Here is a 17,078-nt window from a genome sequence, read left to right on the forward strand (position 1 = left end):
GTCACTTTTTCTTTTCTAAAATGATTGGAGCCTGTGCACTGCTTTTCAACTGCTCCGTCAAACCATCAATACCTTTCTGGCGCAGGATTTCCGACCACTCATTCTGTTTAGTCGTAATCATGCTCACACCTTCAGCTATCATGTCGTAAGCCTGCCAATATCCGGTTTTACTGTTTTTACGCCACTGAAAATCCAGACGAACAGGAGGCTGACCATTCGGATCGGTAATGGTGACACGAATAGCGACGATATTCTTATCTCCCAATGGCTGCTCCGGGGCAATCTGATAATTCTGCCCGTGATACATTGCCAGAGCCTGGCCATAAGCCTGTGCCAGATAATCTTCAAATGCTTTAAAATAGGCATCACGCTGCTCTGGCGTCGCCTGTTTATAATAAGGCCCCAGAACCAGCGCGCCTGCATATTTTACCTGAACATAAGGCAATAGCTCCTGACGCACGATCTGAGGCAATATTTCCGGATTAGCACGAATCTGCGATTGTTCACCCTTCAGACGTGAAAAAGTTTTTTCTGCTGCGACTTTCATCAAAGCATACGGATTAGTCTGATCAACCGCATTGGCAAGTGGTGCAACCACCAATAAGGCAGCCATAAGTAATCGCTTAAACATAATTGCTATTTCTCCTAAGCAGTAGATTGCTGGTTAATGTACCTGTGTGGGAGCCTCAGATGATTTTTGATGATCATCACTTCCGCTTTTGTACAGGAACTGACCTATTAAATCTTCAAGAACCATTGCAGGTTTGGTATCCTCAACGCGATCTCCATCTTTCAGCATGGTGATCCCCAAATCAGCATCATCAAACCCAACATTCAACGCAACATATTGTTCACCCAACAGACCTGAAGTCCGGATAGACAGCGAACTGGAACTTGGAATATTGTCGTACTGCGAGAAAATATCCAGTTCAACCTGCGGAGTATACGTTTTCTTATCGAGCCAGATTTTCCCTACCCGACCAATGACCACCCCTCCGACTTTGACAGGAGAACGCTCTTTTAACCCACCTATATTGTCAAATGCTGCAATGACATGATAAGTGGTCTGATTGCCAAAAGATCGGACATTAGCGACCTTCAGGCATAAGAAAATGATTGCGGCCAGTGCAATTAATATAAAACTTCCAACCCATATTTCATTTTTCTTGCTTTGCATCGAATTAGTTCCCAAACATCAGTGCTGTCAGCACAAAATCCAAACCCAATACTGCCAACGATGCATGAACCACCGTACGCGTCGTCGCCCTGCTGATCCCCTCTGATGTAGGGATAGCATCATACCCATTAAACAGTGCGATCCATGTCACCGTGATGGCAAAAGCTAAGCTCTTAATAAAACAGTTAAGTATGTCTTTCTGCAATTCCACCGCTGATTGCATGGAAGACCAGAAAAAACCACCATCAATCCCTTTCCAGTCGACTCCGACCATCGCACCGCCCAGAATACCGACAGCCACAAAGATCAATGCCAGTAAAGGCATACTGATAAAACCAGCCCAAAAACGCGGGGCAACTACCCTACGCAATGGGTCTACTGCCATCATTTCCAGACTGGAAATTTGCTCTGTCGCTTTCATCAGGCCGATCTCTGCCGTCAAGGCAGAACCCGCACGACCAGCAAATAACAGAGCAGTCACGACCGGCCCCAATTCCCGCAGCAGCGATAACGCCACCATCATGCCAAGACTGCCTTCAGCACTGAAAGTCCTCAGTACAAAATAGCCCTGCAAGGCCAGAACCATACCGATAAACAAGCCGGAAACTACAATAATCAATAGTGACTGAACGCCTACACTATAAAGCTGTTGGCGCAATAACAGCCACTGCTTTGCAGGTTCGGGCTTACCAATAATCGCGCTGAATAACATAAAACCGGCCCGACCGAAAGAAGCCACAACTTCAATCGCACGCCTGCCAAATGTTGCCAGCGCCCGTGTTAACATCAACATTCAAGTATCCTAATAACGATTTCTGTTAGTTAATAACTCGGTTTTATAATCCCCCGCAGGGAAACGGAAAGGCACCGGCCCGTCAGCAATACCATCAAGAAACTGACGTACCCGCTGATCCTGATTCATTTTCAACTGTTCAGGCGTCCCTTCTGCAATCACTTTCTGCTCAGCCACGATATAGGCATAATCAGCAATACTCAGTACTTCAGGAACATCGTGGGAAACCACAACACAGGTAACACCGAGCGCATGGTTAAGTTCATCGATCAACTTAACCAATACCCCCATAGTGATGGGATCCTGACCGACAAATGGCTCATCAAACATGATTAAATCAGGATCAAGTGCAATCGCCCGCGCCAGTGCAGCCCGCCTTGCCATACCTCCCGATAGCTCAGATGGCATCAGTTTTGCCGCACCACGTAATCCTACCGCTTCCAGCTTCATCATCACTGTAGTGTAAATTAATTCTTCGGGGAGTTTAGTATGCTCACGTAAGGGAAAAGCGACATTGTCGAACACATTCAAATCCGTAAATAATGCGCCCGATTGAAATAACATACTCATCTTCTTACGCACTTCATAAAGGCGCTGGCGGGATAATGCCGGGATATTATCACCATCAAACCAAATCTCACCGCGCTCAGGGCGGATTTGCCCGCCCATCAGACGCAGCAGAGTCGTTTTTCCAATACCGGAAGGCCCCATAATGGCTGTTATTTTCCCTTTTGGAACAGTCAGATTGATATCGGAAAAGATCGGGCGCTGACCACGGGTAAAAGACATGCCGCAGATCTCAATAAGATTTGCTGTTAGTTGACTCATTATTGATAGCCCTTAATCGTTAATAAACGAATTTCTTACTGTTTCTAAATAATTAGTAATGCATACTACAAAAAAATTTTCCAATTTGCGTTAGCAAAGTGATAGCAAATTTTACTTTTTAACTTTCGGCCTTCAGAATATATAAATCTGGCTAAATAAATATTTTTGTCCAGAAATCAACCAACACTGGCATTGTGCTCACATGAATTTTCTCTAAGGAACACAACATGTTTCTGACTATTTTACTGCTCATTACCGGGTTGATTTTACTGGTGTATGGTTCTGATAGATTAGTATATGGTGCTGCGGTATTTGCGCGTACATTAAAAGTCCCTCCTTTTATTATTGGTCTGGTGATTATGGGCATCGGCACTTCTTTGCCTGAGCTGATGGTTTCTGTAAACGCGAGTCTGAACGGGTTACCCAACATGGCCGTAGGTAATGTACTTGGCTCCAATATTACCAATCTGCTACTGATTACCGGCGCAGTAGCACTGATTCGCCCAATAACAGTGCAATCAGAGATCCTGCGGCGGGAATTACCACTAATGTTGCTGATTATGGCCTTTGTGGGTTATCTGCTGTCTGATAACTACCTGAGCCGTCTGGATGGGATTTTTTTATTACTGACTGCCCTGTTTTTTATATCAATAATGATAAAAATGACAGTCAGTACCCAATCTGATGATGTCGACAGCTATACACAGGAGAGAGATGCAGAATTACCCGACGAAGGTAATAATGGTATCGCGCTGCTTTGGGTTGTATTGGGCCTGCTTCTCCTACCGATATCCACCCGAATGGTCATTGATAATGCTACCGTCATTGCACGGATTTACGGTATCAGCGACTTGGTGATTGGTTTAACTATTCTGGCGGTGGGAACAAGCCTGCCAGAACTCGCCACCTCTATTGCCGCAGCCATTAAAGGTGAAAATGATATGGCAATGGGAAATATTATTGGTTCTAATGTTTTCAACATGACCCTAGTATTAGGTGTTTCCGGCCTATTTTCACCCAGCGTTATTTCATCCTACGCCTTTTCCCGGGATTTTTGGATCATGATGGCGGCGAGTGTACTATTCACGATATTCTGTGTGAGAAGAAAACATCGGTTTAACCGGCTGAGTGGTGCGCTATTACTCAGCTGCTTTATTGCATATTTTGTTGCACTTTTTGTGCTGCATAGTGATTAATATCCGGTGACTAATGTATGGTGGCTGATGTTTGATAATCACGATTTGATGATCAATGTCTGGTGATCAATGTTCTGAGTAATTACTGGTTGTAATGGGAATAAGTGGGAGTAGAAATGCCTAAGATCGATTTTCAGCAAGCAGGTAAAAGAGTATTACATATCGAACTCGAAGGATTGGCGGAATTAGAGCAATACATCAATGACGATTTCAGCAAAGCCTGCGAGCTTATGTTTGGATGTGAAGGTAAAGTCATTGTTATGGGGATGGGAAAATCCGGACATATCGGGCGGAAAATCGCAGCCACATTTGCCAGTACCGGAACGCCTTCATTCTTTGTCCACCCCGGCGAAGCCAGTCATGGTGACCTTGGTATGGTAACGCCAAAAGATATCGTACTGGCTATCTCCAACTCCGGCGAATCGAATGAAATCCTCGCACTTATTCCGGTACTTAAGCGGCAGAAAGTTGCTCTCATTTGTATGACAAATAACTGTAACAGCAACATGGGCAAAGCTGCGGATGTCCACCTGTGCATTAAAACACCACAGGAAGCCTGTCCTCTTGGGTTAGCTCCCACCACCAGTACAACAGCAACGCTTGTTATGGGAGATGCACTGGCTCTTGCCCTGCTGGAGGCCCGTGGCTTTACCACCGAAGATTTCGCCCTCTCTCACCCCGGTGGGGCTCTTGGACGTAAACTGTTACTGCTGACCAGCGAATTAATGACTACAGGGGATGATATTCCGCGCGTTCCCCGCACAGCTACCCTTCGTGAAGGCCTGATAGAAATTACCCGAAAAAAACTGGGCATGACGGTTATCTGTGGTGATGATATGCAGATCGACGGTATTTTCACTGACGGGGATCTACGCCGAGTGTTTGATATGGGGATTGATTTAAATAATGCCAAAATTTCTGACGTTATGACCACCGGCGGGATCCGTATCAAACCAAATACTCTGGCGGTTGATGCCCTGAATCTGATGCAATCACGTCATATCACTTCCCTACTGGTCACTGAAGGTGACACACTGCTCGGCGTATTACATATGCACGATCTATTACAGGCAGGAGTTGTATAAAAAGCCGCCATGTAAATCTGATAGGATGGTGAGGCTAATAGGGTTGTACCCGTAAGCAATACTGATAAACAGTATCAGCAAAGATGTATTAAACAGGCCTGCAACCGGGGCCTGTTGCAAATTATGAATAGAGAAATTCCTGAATGAATCAAAATACCTATCTGGATACCTGTTATGGCCCAGTTAATGTAAACATTATCGAAAAAGCCCGTAAAATTCGTCTGTTAATCTGTGATGTTGATGGTGTGATGTCAGATGGCCTGATATATATGGGTAATCAGGGTGAAGAACTGAAAGCCTTTAATGTGCGTGATGGTTACGGCATCCGCTGTTTAATAACTTCTGGCCTTGAAGTCGCCATTATTACCGGTCGTCAGGCCAAATTGCTGGAAGATCGTGCAAAAACTCTTGGTATTACACATCTTTACCAAGGTCAGAACGATAAGGTTTTGGCGTATCAGGAACTGTTGGATAAACTAGCGCTACAGCCTGAACAGGTTGCCTATATCGGCGATGACCTTATCGATTGGCCTGTAATGGCAAAAGTCGGCTTATCTGTTGCCGTAGCAGATGCCCACCCGCTACTGCTGCCCAAAGCAGATTATGTCACTCGGATTGCCGGTGGTCGCGGTGCAGTCAGAGAACTTTGTGATTTGGTGCTTTTTGCTCAAAACAAGCTGGAAGATGCCAAAGGTTTATCCATATAACACATGAACTGAAAAAAGAATGAGCAGAACTCAATCCTGGCTGATCGCAATACTGACTTTAATTGTGCTTGCATTGATTGGCTGGAATTTATCCAATTCAAATGAAGGCGCCTCCTCACCCGTTTTGGATGAGGGTTACCCGACTTATCAAACAAAAGAAGCCACGACATTTGTTTATGATCCAGAAGGTAAACTGGTTTATAAACTAGAGGCAGATAATGTTAAAAATTATACAGAAACAAAGCTGACTTGGTTTACCAAGCCAGTATTAACAACGTTTGATGCTAACAGTAAATCCACACCGCCACCGGCAACATGGACAGTACGTGCCAATAAAGCGAAACTTACCCATGATAATATGCTCTACTTATATGGGGATGTTCAGGTAGATAGCCTGAATGACGCATCACAACTGAAACGTATTACAACAGAAAACGCGACCGTCAATCTTGTGACGCAGGATGTGGCATCCGACGATAAAATTACATTAGAAGGTGTCGGTCTGAGATCTGTTGGGATGAAAATGCGCGGCAACCTGCGAGATAAAACTGCTGAACTGATTGAAAAGGTGACCACTCAATATGAGATTCCACATGAAGAACCTAATCCGTAATACTTTTATTGCCAGTACATTGGTTGCAGTCAGTTTGCCTGCACTGGCACTGAAAGATGATACCCAAAAGCCCATTACCATTGATTCAGCCAGACAATCACTGGATTTAACGGGGAACATTGCCACATTTACGGATAATGTTATTGTAAAGCAGGGTTCTATTGATATCCATGCAGATAAGGTTGTTGTCACCCGCCCTGACGGGGATTCCAAAAAAACGGTTATTGAAGCTTATGGTAACCCGGCAACATTTTATCAATTGCAGGATGATGGTAAACCTATCAAAGGCCATGCTTCGAAGATGCGCTATGAGATGAATAATGAGCTGATCACACTGACAGGTAATGCTTATCTTGAACAGCTCGACAGCAATATCAAAGGCGATAAAATCACCTACTTAGTACCAACACAGCAAATGGAAGCCTTTAGTGATAAAGGTAAGCATGTTACCACCGTCCTGTTGCCTTCTCAGTTACAGGAAAAAGGCCCGGGTGTTAACAATACCGGTACTAACAGCACTGAAGTTCATAAAAAGAGTAAATAACGACGTATGGCAATATTAAACGCAGACAATCTGGCAAAGTCTTATAAAGGGCGTAGGGTTGTTGAGGATGTCAGCCTGAAAGTGAAATCAGGTGAAATTGTGGGCCTGCTAGGGCCAAATGGTGCAGGTAAAACCACAACTTTCTATATGGTCGTTGGTATCGTGCCCCGCGATGCAGGTACTATCACCATTGACCATGAAGATATCAGCCTGCTGCCTCTGCATGAACGTGCCCGCCGGGGCATCGGCTACTTACCTCAGGAAGCCTCTATCTTCCGTCGGCTGAGCGTATACGATAACTTAATGGCTGTTCTTGAAATCCGCAAAGATATCAATCAGGAACAGCGTAAAGAGCGCGCTGAAGAGCTGATGGAAGAATTTCATATCTCCCATTTGCGTAACAGTCTCGGTCAGTCATTGTCCGGTGGTGAGCGCCGCCGTGTGGAAATCGCCCGGGCACTGGCAGCAAACCCTAAATTTATTCTGTTGGATGAGCCTTTTGCGGGTGTTGACCCTATCTCAGTCCTTGATATTAAAAAGATCATTCAACATCTGCGGGATTATGGTCTGGGAGTCCTGATTACTGACCATAACGTCCGTGAAACGCTGGATGTTTGTGAGCGCGCTTATATTGTCAGTCAGGGGCATCTGATTGCTCACGGTACACCAGAAGACATCCTTAACAATGAACAGGTTAAGCGTGTTTATCTGGGTGAAGGCTTCCGTCTTTAAGGCTCATTGTCAGGCAGAGTTCAGGGAAATTACAGTTCGAGGGTAATCCATTCAGGAGGAAGTGAAAACGTTATGAAGCAAAGTTTGCAACTCAAACTCAGTCAACAATTGACGATGACGCCACAACTTCAGCAGGCAATCCGTTTGTTGCAACTTTCTACGCTCGAACTTCAGCAGGAGATTCAACTGGCTTTGGAAACGAATCCCCTGCTTGAACAGGAAGACACACTTCAGGAGATTGATGCTCAGGATTATTCAGATCCCGAAACAACGGTTATGGATACCCTCGAAGCGCTTGAACAAAAGAATATGCCGGAAGAATTGCCTCTCGATACCAGCTGGGATGAAATTTACAGCGCCGGTACATCTTCAGGAACGCGAAGTGACTACAGTGCGGATGATTTCCCCGTCTATCAGGGGGAAACCACCCAGACACTACAAGACTATCTGACGTGGCAGGCTGCGCTGACGCCCTTTACTGAAACAGATTCAGCCATAGCCACATCAATCATTGATGCTATTGACGAGACAGGCTACCTGACCGCCTCTGTCGAGGATATCCTTATCAGCATCGGCAATGATGAACTGACACCGGAAGAAATCGAAGCCGTACTCAAAAGAGTACAACATTTTGATCCCATCGGAGTCGCGGCACGTGACTTACGTGAATGTCTACTCATCCAGCTTTCGCTGTTGCCGATAGAAACCCCCTATCTGAAAGAAGCCAAACTGGTTACCAGCAAGTATCTTGAACTGCTGGGCAACCGGGACTTCCGAAATTTATTGCGCCAGAGCAAATTAAAAGAGAGTGCTCTGAAAGAAGCTATTGCTATCATACAGTCACTGGAGCCACGGCCGGGGTTAATGGTAAATACCGGTGAATCCGAATACGTGATCCCCGATGTACTCGTCCAGAAAGAAAATGAACACTGGCAGGTCAGGCTGAATACAGATAGCATTCCCCGCTTGTGCATTAATCAGCACTATGCTGCGCTGGGGCAGCAATCTCAGAATGAGAGTGACAGCCTGTTTATCCGCAATAACCTACAGGAAGCTAAGTGGCTGATAAAAAGTCTTGAGAGCCGCAATGAGACGCTATTAAAGGTCAGTAATTGCATTGTGGAATGGCAACAGGATTTCTTTGAGCATGGCGCAGAGTACATGAAACCACTGGTACTGGCAGATATTGCCTATCAGGTTGATATGCATGAATCCACCATTTCTCGTGTGACAACCCAGAAATACTTGCATAGTCCACGGGGAATTTTTGAATTGAAATATTTTTTCTCCAGTCACGTGAATACTGACAGCGGAGGCGAAGCTTCTTCTACAGCAATACGGGCACTGGTGAAAAAATTGGTCACGGCAGAAAACCCGGCCAAACCACTGAGTGACAGTAAGCTGACCAGCCTACTTGCCGAACAGGGTATTCAGGTAGCTCGTCGGACTGTCGCAAAATATAGAGAGTCGTTATCCATCCCGCCTTCAAACCAACGTAAAAAATTGGTTTGAATAACATAGACCCTATGAATTTCAGGTTGTATCAACAAAGAGACCACCTGAAAGACAACGGAGAGAGAAGGAAAACACTATGCAACTCAATATCACAGGCCACAATATTGAAATCACTGATGCACTACGCAACATTGTGAATACGAAATGCGGCAAACTGGATCAATATTTCGATAAGATTAACCTTATTCAGGTCATCCTCCGAGTGGAAAAAGTGCAGAAAATCGCTGAAGCCACGGTGCATGTCAATGGAGGTGAGTTGCATGCGAGTTCAGAGCATGAAGACATGTATGCGGCAATTGATGCACTTGTTGATAAACTGACTCGTCAATTGACCAAACACAAAAGTAAATTGAGACAACATTAATAGCTTTCAGACAACAGGGCTGTCATAAGATTCTCACTGTTCTCTATTTGTATACCCAATGAATTTCAAGCTGCATCGCGGCGGCAAGCAAATGAATCCCCTGAGCATAGATAACTATGTGACTGGGGTGAGTGAGTGCAGCCAACAAAGAGGCAACTTGAAAGACGAAGGGTATAACCAACTAACGGCCTTCAGGCTGCTATATGCACCTGAAGGCTTAATGGTAATAACAGTGCCTCAGTACCGGATGTCTGAACTCAGGCATCCGGTATTAAAGCCCTAAGCGAATAAAGAAATGAACAACGAAACAGATTTACCACTAAGCTCAGTGCTTTCATCCGAATGTACGCGTAATAATATACCTTGTTCGAGTAAGAAGCGCGCCTTAGAGATTATCAGCGAGCTGGCATCAAAGCAGCTGAATGTACCAGAGAGTGCCGTATTTGAAGCCATCCTTTCCCGTGAGAAAGTGGGCACAACCGGTATTGGCAACGGGATTGCCATTCCTCACGGCAAACTGGAGACCGAGAGTTCAGATAATGCTGTTGGTGTATTCTTACACCTGGAACAACCGATTACGTTTGATGCTATTGATAATCAGCCTGTTGACTTGCTGTTTGCTTTATTGGTTCCATCTAATCAGTGTCAGGTACATTTACATTCACTATCCTTGATCGCAAAGCGTCTTTCAGATAAAAATTTCTGTCGTCGCCTGCGTTCGGCACAAAGTGATGAAGAGTTATACAAAATTATTACTGAATAAATAACAATTACAATTACGGTTACAATTGATTGTTGAAAAGCAATATACCCAGAAGGTATAAACGACGGCGGTTCTGATGAACCGCAAAATAAAGGGGAGTCATTTCATGGTGCTGATGATAGTCAGCGGTCGTTCTGGTTCTGGTAAGTCCGTAGCCCTGCGTGCGCTGGAAGATATGGGGTTCTACTGTGTGGATAACCTGCCGGTAGTACTACTTCCAGAGCTGGCTAATACACTGGCTGAACGTGATATTTCAGCGGCAGTCAGTATTGATGTACGCAATATGCCGGAATCCCCAGAAATTTTCGAAGAAGCTCTGACAAAATTACCGGACAGCTTTTCACCACAGCTTCTGTTTCTTGACGCAGATCGTAACACTCTGATCCGTCGCTACAGTGATACCCGTCGCCTGCATCCACTCTCAAGCAAAAACCTGTCACTGGAAAGTGCCATCGACAAAGAGAGCGATTTGCTGGAACCTCTGCGTTCCCGGGCAGACCTGATCATTGATACTTCTGAAATGTCAGTTCATGAGCTGGCTGAAATGCTCAGGACGCGTTTATTGGGCAAGCGTGAACGTGAACTGACAATGGTATTTGAATCTTTTGGCTTCAAACACGGTATTCCGATTGATGCTGATTATGTTTTCGATGTGCGTTTCCTGCCAAACCCACACTGGGATCCAAAACTTCGCCCGATGACTGGACTGGATCGCCCGGTTGCTGCGTTTTTGGATCGCCATACCGAAGTACATAACTTTATTTACCAGACCCGCAGTTACCTTGAGCTATGGTTACCCATGCTGGAAACCAATAATCGCAGCTACCTGACAGTTGCTATTGGCTGTACCGGTGGTAAACATCGTTCGGTTTACGTAGCAGAACAATTAGCTGATTACTTCCGTTCCCGTGGTAAGAACGTTCAGTCACGCCACCGTACACTGGAAAAACGTAAGTAACCTTATATAGAGCAGGCCATGACAGTCAAACAGAGACTTGAGATTAAAAACCGACTCGGTATGCATGCGCGGCCTGCCATGAAGCTGCACGACCTCGTGCAGCAGTTTCAGTCTCAGGTCATTTTGCGCAACAGCAACAATGTTGAAGCCGAGGCTCACAGCGTCATAGCCATGTTGATGCTCGATTCTGAACAGGGTAGCTACATTGAAGTTGAAGCTACGGGAGTTGATGAACAACAGGCTTTGTCAGCGATTGTGGCGTTATTCAATTCCGGCTTCGACGAAGAATAAACTTATACGATTTTGCCTGTTTGTAGCACAGACCCTCTATTACACTTTTCTCTATTTTCTCCTTCCTTTCTTATTCAGTTAATAACGCCTGACTCTCTTTATTTTTCTCTTAATACTGCTTTCTAGTCTGTAATAACAGAAGCAAAAGCCATATTTAAAACCAACAAAAGATAAAATAACCTTCATATATTCCAATTATAAATTTATTAGAAAAGATATATTGAGAAGTTTTGTTAATTAAATAAGCTGAACATTCCGACTATTTACAAATAGTCATTAGGTAACAATAAATGTTATCCATCAATAATTTAACTCTATGAAATCAGTTTAGAAAAAACTTATCATTAACGGGATTTTATACATAAAGAATTATACGTACAGTTCATAAACTGGAGATTTACTTCATGCGTTTTAATAAGACCACATTAGCTATCTTTCTTGGATTGACTTTATGTCAGGGAGCAGCTCAGGCGGCACCTGTGCTTTCTTTAGATAATACGCAGGCAGAACGTGTCGCTGTTAACAACAATGCCTGGGTAGAAATCAACACCACCACTTTCGAAAACAATATCCAAACACTGAAAGAAACCCTGAACAAAGACACCAAAATATGTGCAATTCTGAAAGGTGATGCTTATGGTTATGGTCTCGGTTTGCTGATGCCGTCAATCATTAAAACCGGAGTACCTTGTGTTGGGATCACCAGTAATGAAGAAGCCCGTATCGTGCGTGATAGTGGTTTTACCGGCCAGCTGGTACGCGTCCGTGCAGCAATGGCAGATGAAATTGAAAGCACGCTGAGCTATGACATGGAAGAGATGGTTGGCGATCTGGAAAGCGCTAAAGCTATTGATGCCATAGCTAAAAAACATGGTAAAGAGATCCGTGTTCATTTAGCGCTGAACACCGGTTTAATGAGCCGTAATGGGCTGGAAATGAAAACCGAACAGGGCAAACAGGAAGCACTGCAAATTGCTAAGCTGCCTAACCTGAAATTGGTTGGCATCATGAGCCACCATGCTCTCACTGACCTGAATGTGATCCGCGAAAGTATCAAAAACTTCAACGAACAAACTGCCTGGTTGATTAAAGAAGCAAACCTGAAAAGAGACGAAATCACTCTGCATGCATCCAGCTCTTTTGCATCACTGAGCTTACCTGAAGCCCAGTTTGATATGGCTCGCGTTGGCAGCGCATTGTACGGCATCTTACAAGACAGCCATCCAGAGTTCAAACCTCTGATTCAGGTAAAAACCCGTGTTGCTTCTGTTAAACCATACCCTAAAGGCAATGGTGTCAGCTACGACAACACTCATATCCTGAAACGTGATTCTATCCTTGCTAACCTGCCAGTCGGTTTCTCTGATGGTTTCAGCACTGCTCTGTCAAACAAAGCCTATGTTCTGATTAACGGTCATCGTGCACCGGTTGTCGGTCGCGTTTCCATGAATACCGCTATGATTGATGTGACTGATCTGCCTGAAGTTAAGAGTGGCGATGAAGTTGTGATTTTGGGTAAACAAGGTAACGAAGAAATTACTCAGGCTGATATTCAAAAATGGAGCGGCATGCACATTGTTGAACTGACCTCAATCTTTGGCGAAACCAACCCGAAGATCACCGTTACAGGCCAATAATTTATAACCTGTCATAATATCTGGCTGAACCTTGTTTCATTAGCAGCACCAAACAGTTCGTGATCATGATCTCTTTATTTTCATGACAGAACAGCCTAATATCACTTTAATCACATTGAAAATAACACCCCCCTCCTTGCGTTGCGGGGTGTTATTTTGTATTGAGCCTAATTTGGAGCGTGGTATGAAAAAACCAAATATCATTATTAATGAATTAGATGCAGAACGTTTAGATTCTCTGTTGGAACAAGCCGCATTTGCCAATACCAGTATCGCAGATGCACTGAACGATGAACTGGACAGAGCGGAAATCTTACCACCAGCAGAAATCCCAGCAGATATTGTTACTATGAACAGTGAAATTAAATTCATTGATTTTAGCAATAATGAAGAGCGTATCCGTACTCTCGTTTATCCGGCATCGCTACAGGACAGCACAAAACAGCTATCCGTCATGGCACCTTTAGGCGCTGCGCTTTTAGGTCTGAAAGTCAATGATGAGATTACGTGGGAATTGCCGAACGGTGAAAAAACACGGATAAAAGTATTAGAAATACTTTATCAACCCGAAGCAGCAGGCGAATACCACCGTTAACTCACAGCCAGCCCAGTAGACCAGACTGGCTGTTGTTGATTGAGTATCCCTTATTGACCGGCGATACTCATTTCCGGCAACAGAACTGAACCACACTGAATGTTACTGCGTGTTTCGATATCATTACCGATTGTTACCATATTTGCCCACATATCTTTCAGATTGCCTGCAATGGTTATCTCACTGACGGGATACTGAATTTCGCCATTTTCGACCCAAAAACCGGCCGCGCCACGAGAGTAATCTCCTGTTATTGCGCTGACACCCTGTCCCATCAGTTCCGTCACTACCAGACCCGTGCCCATTTCCCGCAACAGCCCATCAAAACCCAGCCCCTGACCTTCGATACGCCAGTTATGAATTCCACCTGCATGACCGGTACTTGTCAGACCCAGTTTACGAGCAGAGTATGACGTCATCAGCCATGACTGTAATACACCGTCTTTAATAATCTCACGAGGCAGTGTACGTACGCCTTCGCTGTCAAAAGGTGTTGAAGCCAGACCTCTCAACAAATGAGGCTGCTCCTCAATTGTCAGCCACGAAGGCAGGATTTGTTTACCCAGACTGTCCAACAGAAAGGAGGATTTACGATAGATGCTGCTGCCACTAATCGCTCCGACCAAATGACCAAACAGACCGGTCGCCACTTCTGCGGAAAAAATCACCGGTGCTTTCATCGTCGAAAGCTTACGCGCCCCTAAGCGAGACAATGTACGTTGCGCGCTCTCCTGACCAACCCACTCTGGTGACTGTAATTCATCAAAACGACGGTTCACGGTATAGGCATAATCGCGTTCCATATTGCCGTCTTGTTCTGCAATTACACAGCTAGATGTGGAATAGCGGCTTGAGCAGTAACTCTGCAACATACCATGACTATTACCAAAGACGCGGATGCCATAGTGAGCATTAAAACTGCCGCCTTCGGTATTAGTAATACGTTGATCGGCCTGTAGTGCCGCCTGTTCCGCGCGGGCTGCCAGTTCAATCGCCTTATCAGCATCCAAATCAGCTGTGTGGAACAAATCCAGATCAGGCGCTTCAAACGCTAATAATTCTTTATCTGCCGGGCCAGCACAAGGATCTGGCGAAGTATAACGAGCAATATCAATAGCCGCCTGCACCGTACGCGCAATAGCCTCCGGGCTTAAATCGGTAGATGATGCGCTGCCTTTGCGCTGCTGATTATAAACAGTGATGCCTAATGCGCCATCACTGTTAAATTCTACATTTTCGACTTCACTGAAACGGGTACTGACGCTGATCCCCGTTGTTTTATTGACTGCGACTTCCGCAGCATCGCAACCTGCTTTCGCTAATTCCAGAGCGTGGGAAACAGCCTCTTCCAATTGCTTACGCTGCTCCGTAATTTGTTGATTGGTAACTATCATCAATTAACCATAACCATTTAAATTAAAAGGGAATTTACCAGGGAAAGTGCTATATTCCGGCTTTCAGTATTAATGCCGAGTGGTAATCAGGCAATTTTCCCAGTTACAATAGACAATATTAGAAGATGTTAACACCCACCGGGAAATTGGTCATGTTCCAAAGTGCACCTTATCCGGCCTTTTTAGAAGGAAAACAATTATGGCAAAGCAGCCTGAAGATTGGCTCGACAATTATCCTGCTGAAGAGGAAGAAGAAGAGATAATCTGGGTCAGTAAAAGTGAAATCAAGCGGGATGCGGAAGAGCTTAAAAAGCTGGGAGCTGAACTGGTTGAACTGAGCAAAAGCGAACTGGAACGCATCCCGTTGGATGAAGATTTACTGGCCGCGATTGAGCTGGCACAGAGAATCAAACGTGAAGGCCGTCGTCGTCAGTTACAATTGATAGGCAAACTATTACGTGCCCGCGATCCAGAGCCAATTACTATCGCATTGGATAAACTGAAAAACCGGCATAACCAGCAGGTTGTGATCCTGCACAAATTGGAAGAACTTCGGGATAAATTACTGGAAAGTGACAACGCGCTTGAAGAAGTTGTGACACTCTATCCGCATACAGATCGCCAGCAACTACGGACGCTGGTGCGTAATGCCAAAAAAGAGAAAGCAGCGAACAAACCACCAAAATCCTACCGGCAGATCTTTCAGTATCTGAAAGAATTATCTGGAACAGTATGATATTCAGATCGCCATTTCTTTAAGAAATGGCGGTAACTTTCTTTTCTCTTATCCCGTATCCCGCCATCATATTAAAACTGCTTAATTTAACACTTCCGGTTAAATATTACGAAAATGTAACAAAAATGAGATAACCTTAATTGTTTTTCATTATCTGAACTTGCATAAAGGATATTTCACATGCCTCTCGTTGTTATTCCAGATGATTATCAAGCTGCAACAAAACAGATTCAGGCTTTATATCAAAACCGTGATTTTGACGTTGTCAGCCTCGGTGCAGTGGATCGCGACCCGAAAGCCAGTGAGTTACTCTCTAAGGCTGATGCACTGATCTTGATCCGTGAAAGAACAATTATTGATGAGCAGTTCTTATCTAAAACCCCCAACTTAAAACTGATCAGCCAAACAGGAAAGGTGGCTTACAATATCGATCTGGATTTATGTAAACAGAAGGGCATTGCTGTCGTAGAGGGTGCCGGTTCTCCTGTTGCCGCAGCCGAGTTAACTTGGTTGTTAATTCAAAGTTCCATCCGCAAATTCGTCGCTTTAGTGGAGTCGATGAAAAAAGGTCAGTGGCAAACTGAACTGGGCGATACCGTCGCTGAAAAAACCCTTGGTATTCTCGGGTATGGAAATATTGGTCAACGGGTTGCCAGATATGCACGTGCATTTGATATGAAGGTTCAGGTGTGGGGTTCAGAACGCTCACAGGAAAAAGCCCGTCAGGACGGTCTGATTGTTCCTCAATCACGTGAAGATTTTTTTAAAACATCGGATGTTATTACCCTGCATCAGCGTCTGGTTAAAGAGACGACAGGTAATGTCACATTGGCTGATCTGACTCATATGAAAAACAGTGCGGTATTAGTCAATACAGCAAGATCAGCGCTGATAGAAGCCGGTGCTCTTGAGAAAGCACTTGATCTGGGTACGCCGGGTTTTGCTGCATTGGATGTTTTTGATGTTGAACCGATTTGGGATGCCAGCCACACTTTATTAAAACGAGACAATGTCCTGTGTAGTCCGCACATAGGTTATGTCACAACAAGCTGCTACGACATCTATTTTGACAGTGCATTTAAGAATGTTGAGCGTTATTTTTCTGGCGATGAAAGCCATGTTGTAAATAAATAACCGCTGGTTCTATATA

General features: G+C 44.6%; 20 protein-coding genes. 15 read left to right on the forward strand and 5 right to left on the reverse strand.

The window, feature by feature from the left end:
• Position 1: 1 nt before the first annotated feature.
• Genes mlaC through mlaF form a run of 4 tightly spaced genes read right to left on the reverse strand, consistent with a single transcriptional unit; the run spans position 2 to position 2,798 of the window.
• The gene (gene mlaC, locus Xsto_RS10385; protein ID WP_099109651.1) at positions 2–631 is read right to left on the reverse strand and encodes a phospholipid-binding protein MlaC; all 630 of its coding nucleotides are present in this window, start codon (positions 629–631) and stop codon (positions 2–4) included.
• A 33-nt stretch (positions 632–664) separates the two neighbouring features.
• The gene (gene mlaD / locus Xsto_RS10390) at positions 665–1,177 is read right to left on the reverse strand and encodes an outer membrane lipid asymmetry maintenance protein MlaD (RefSeq protein WP_099109650.1); all 513 of its coding nucleotides are present in this window, start codon (positions 1,175–1,177) and stop codon (positions 665–667) included.
• A gap of 4 nt (positions 1,178–1,181) precedes the next feature.
• Complete coding sequence (mlaE, locus tag Xsto_RS10395) at positions 1,182–1,964, reverse strand: lipid asymmetry maintenance ABC transporter permease subunit MlaE (RefSeq protein ID WP_099109715.1); 783 nt, start codon at positions 1,962–1,964, stop codon at positions 1,182–1,184.
• Between the two features lie 15 nt (positions 1,965–1,979).
• The gene (gene mlaF / locus Xsto_RS10400; protein ID WP_099109649.1) at positions 1,980–2,798 is read right to left on the reverse strand and encodes a phospholipid ABC transporter ATP-binding protein MlaF; all 819 of its coding nucleotides are present in this window, start codon (positions 2,796–2,798) and stop codon (positions 1,980–1,982) included.
• 227 nt (positions 2,799–3,025) lie between these two features.
• On the opposite strand from mlaF, the gene Xsto_RS10405 reads away from it, so the two are divergent.
• The 13 genes from Xsto_RS10405 (at position 3,026) to rnk (ending at position 13,798) form a co-directional block, all read left to right on the forward strand.
• The gene (locus Xsto_RS10405) at positions 3,026–3,994 is read left to right on the forward strand and encodes a calcium/sodium antiporter (protein WP_099109648.1); all 969 of its coding nucleotides are present in this window, start codon (positions 3,026–3,028) and stop codon (positions 3,992–3,994) included.
• Positions 3,995–4,110: 116 nt separating this feature from the next.
• On the forward strand, positions 4,111–5,079 hold the full coding sequence (gene kdsD / locus Xsto_RS10410; RefSeq protein WP_099109647.1) for an arabinose-5-phosphate isomerase KdsD: 969 nt from the start codon (positions 4,111–4,113) through the stop codon (positions 5,077–5,079).
• A 143-nt stretch (positions 5,080–5,222) separates the two neighbouring features.
• Positions 5,223–5,786 (forward strand): 3-deoxy-manno-octulosonate-8-phosphatase KdsC, encoded by a 564-nt coding sequence (gene kdsC, locus Xsto_RS10415; protein ID WP_099109646.1) that lies wholly within the window; start codon positions 5,223–5,225, stop codon positions 5,784–5,786.
• A gap of 19 nt (positions 5,787–5,805) precedes the next feature.
• Positions 5,806–6,399: an LPS export ABC transporter periplasmic protein LptC gene (gene lptC, locus Xsto_RS10420; RefSeq protein WP_099109645.1), complete on the forward strand. Its 594-nt coding sequence runs from the start codon at positions 5,806–5,808 to the stop codon at positions 6,397–6,399.
• Positions 6,380–6,943 carry a lipopolysaccharide ABC transporter substrate-binding protein LptA gene (gene lptA, locus Xsto_RS10425; RefSeq protein ID WP_099109644.1) on the forward strand — a complete coding sequence of 188 codons (564 nt, stop codon included), beginning with the start codon at positions 6,380–6,382 and terminating at the stop codon, positions 6,941–6,943. Before lptC ends, lptA begins: the two co-directional genes overlap by 20 nt.
• 6 nt (positions 6,944–6,949) lie before the next feature.
• A complete protein-coding gene (gene lptB, locus Xsto_RS10430) occupies positions 6,950–7,675 on the forward strand; it encodes an LPS export ABC transporter ATP-binding protein (protein ID WP_099125028.1) in 726 nt (241 codons plus the stop codon).
• A gap of 72 nt (positions 7,676–7,747) precedes the next feature.
• Positions 7,748–9,187, forward strand: coding sequence for an RNA polymerase factor sigma-54 (gene rpoN / locus Xsto_RS10435; RefSeq protein ID WP_099109642.1), 1,440 nt, complete (start codon positions 7,748–7,750; stop codon positions 9,185–9,187).
• Positions 9,188–9,266: 79 nt separating this feature from the next.
• Entirely contained in the window at positions 9,267–9,554 is a 288-nt protein-coding gene (gene hpf / locus Xsto_RS10440; protein WP_099109641.1) for a ribosome hibernation promoting factor, read from the forward strand.
• Between the two features lie 295 nt (positions 9,555–9,849).
• Complete coding sequence (gene ptsN / locus Xsto_RS10445; protein WP_099109640.1) at positions 9,850–10,317, forward strand: PTS IIA-like nitrogen regulatory protein PtsN; 468 nt, start codon at positions 9,850–9,852, stop codon at positions 10,315–10,317.
• A 106-nt stretch (positions 10,318–10,423) separates the two neighbouring features.
• Complete coding sequence (rapZ, locus tag Xsto_RS10450; RefSeq protein ID WP_038259562.1) at positions 10,424–11,275, forward strand: RNase adapter RapZ; 852 nt, start codon at positions 10,424–10,426, stop codon at positions 11,273–11,275.
• An 18-nt stretch (positions 11,276–11,293) separates the two neighbouring features.
• Positions 11,294–11,566 (forward strand): PTS phosphocarrier protein NPr, encoded by a 273-nt coding sequence (gene npr, locus Xsto_RS10455; RefSeq protein ID WP_099109639.1) that lies wholly within the window; start codon positions 11,294–11,296, stop codon positions 11,564–11,566.
• Positions 11,567–11,970: 404 nt separating this feature from the next.
• Positions 11,971–13,203: an alanine racemase gene (alr, locus tag Xsto_RS10460; protein WP_099109638.1), complete on the forward strand. Its 1,233-nt coding sequence runs from the start codon at positions 11,971–11,973 to the stop codon at positions 13,201–13,203.
• A gap of 184 nt (positions 13,204–13,387) precedes the next feature.
• Positions 13,388–13,798, forward strand: coding sequence for a nucleoside diphosphate kinase regulator (gene rnk / locus Xsto_RS10465; RefSeq protein WP_099109637.1), 411 nt, complete (start codon positions 13,388–13,390; stop codon positions 13,796–13,798).
• Between the two features lie 50 nt (positions 13,799–13,848).
• On the opposite strand, the gene pmbA is transcribed toward rnk, so the two are convergent.
• Positions 13,849–15,192, reverse strand: coding sequence for a metalloprotease PmbA (pmbA, locus tag Xsto_RS10470; RefSeq protein WP_099125029.1), 1,344 nt, complete (start codon positions 15,190–15,192; stop codon positions 13,849–13,851).
• 199 nt (positions 15,193–15,391) lie between these two features.
• Between pmbA and yjgA the strand changes: the two genes are divergently transcribed.
• Both yjgA and Xsto_RS10480 read left to right on the forward strand, forming a co-directional pair.
• The gene (gene yjgA, locus Xsto_RS10475) at positions 15,392–15,928 is read left to right on the forward strand and encodes a ribosome biogenesis factor YjgA (protein WP_099109635.1); all 537 of its coding nucleotides are present in this window, start codon (positions 15,392–15,394) and stop codon (positions 15,926–15,928) included.
• Positions 15,929–16,108: 180 nt separating this feature from the next.
• Positions 16,109–17,062, forward strand: coding sequence for a D-2-hydroxyacid dehydrogenase family protein (locus Xsto_RS10480; protein WP_099109634.1), 954 nt, complete (start codon positions 16,109–16,111; stop codon positions 17,060–17,062).
• Positions 17,063–17,078 lie beyond the last annotated feature (16 nt).

The sequence above is a fragment of the Xenorhabdus stockiae genome (assembly GCF_002632825.1).
In the GTDB taxonomy this organism is placed as follows: domain Bacteria; phylum Pseudomonadota; class Gammaproteobacteria; order Enterobacterales; family Enterobacteriaceae; genus Xenorhabdus; species Xenorhabdus stockiae.

Bases quoted from the DNA above. Each gene is read 5' to 3' on its own strand.
- mlaC (WP_099109651.1), bottom strand. From the start codon at position 631: ATGTTTAAGCGATTACTTATGGCTGCCTTATTGGTGGTTGCACCACTT.
- mlaD (WP_099109650.1), bottom strand. From the start codon at position 1,177: ATGCAAAGCAAGAAAAATGAAATATGGGTTGGAAGTTTTATATTAATT.
- mlaE (WP_099109715.1), bottom strand. From the start codon at position 1,964: ATGTTAACACGGGCGCTGGCAACATTTGGCAGGCGTGCGATTGAAGTT.
- mlaF (WP_099109649.1), bottom strand. From the start codon at position 2,798: ATGAGTCAACTAACAGCAAATCTTATTGAGATCTGCGGCATGTCTTTT.
- Xsto_RS10405 (WP_099109648.1), top strand. From the start codon at position 3,026: ATGTTTCTGACTATTTTACTGCTCATTACCGGGTTGATTTTACTGGTG.
- kdsD (WP_099109647.1), top strand. From the start codon at position 4,111: ATGCCTAAGATCGATTTTCAGCAAGCAGGTAAAAGAGTATTACATATC.
- kdsC (WP_099109646.1), top strand. From the start codon at position 5,223: ATGAATCAAAATACCTATCTGGATACCTGTTATGGCCCAGTTAATGTA.
- lptC (WP_099109645.1), top strand. From the start codon at position 5,806: ATGAGCAGAACTCAATCCTGGCTGATCGCAATACTGACTTTAATTGTG.
- lptA (WP_099109644.1), top strand. From the start codon at position 6,380: ATGAAGAACCTAATCCGTAATACTTTTATTGCCAGTACATTGGTTGCA.
- lptB (WP_099125028.1), top strand. From the start codon at position 6,950: ATGGCAATATTAAACGCAGACAATCTGGCAAAGTCTTATAAAGGGCGT.
- rpoN (WP_099109642.1), top strand. From the start codon at position 7,748: ATGAAGCAAAGTTTGCAACTCAAACTCAGTCAACAATTGACGATGACG.
- hpf (WP_099109641.1), top strand. From the start codon at position 9,267: ATGCAACTCAATATCACAGGCCACAATATTGAAATCACTGATGCACTA.
- ptsN (WP_099109640.1), top strand. From the start codon at position 9,850: ATGAACAACGAAACAGATTTACCACTAAGCTCAGTGCTTTCATCCGAA.
- rapZ (WP_038259562.1), top strand. From the start codon at position 10,424: ATGGTGCTGATGATAGTCAGCGGTCGTTCTGGTTCTGGTAAGTCCGTA.
- npr (WP_099109639.1), top strand. From the start codon at position 11,294: ATGACAGTCAAACAGAGACTTGAGATTAAAAACCGACTCGGTATGCAT.
- alr (WP_099109638.1), top strand. From the start codon at position 11,971: ATGCGTTTTAATAAGACCACATTAGCTATCTTTCTTGGATTGACTTTA.
- rnk (WP_099109637.1), top strand. From the start codon at position 13,388: ATGAAAAAACCAAATATCATTATTAATGAATTAGATGCAGAACGTTTA.
- pmbA (WP_099125029.1), bottom strand. From the start codon at position 15,192: ATGATAGTTACCAATCAACAAATTACGGAGCAGCGTAAGCAATTGGAA.
- yjgA (WP_099109635.1), top strand. From the start codon at position 15,392: ATGGCAAAGCAGCCTGAAGATTGGCTCGACAATTATCCTGCTGAAGAG.
- Xsto_RS10480 (WP_099109634.1), top strand. From the start codon at position 16,109: ATGCCTCTCGTTGTTATTCCAGATGATTATCAAGCTGCAACAAAACAG.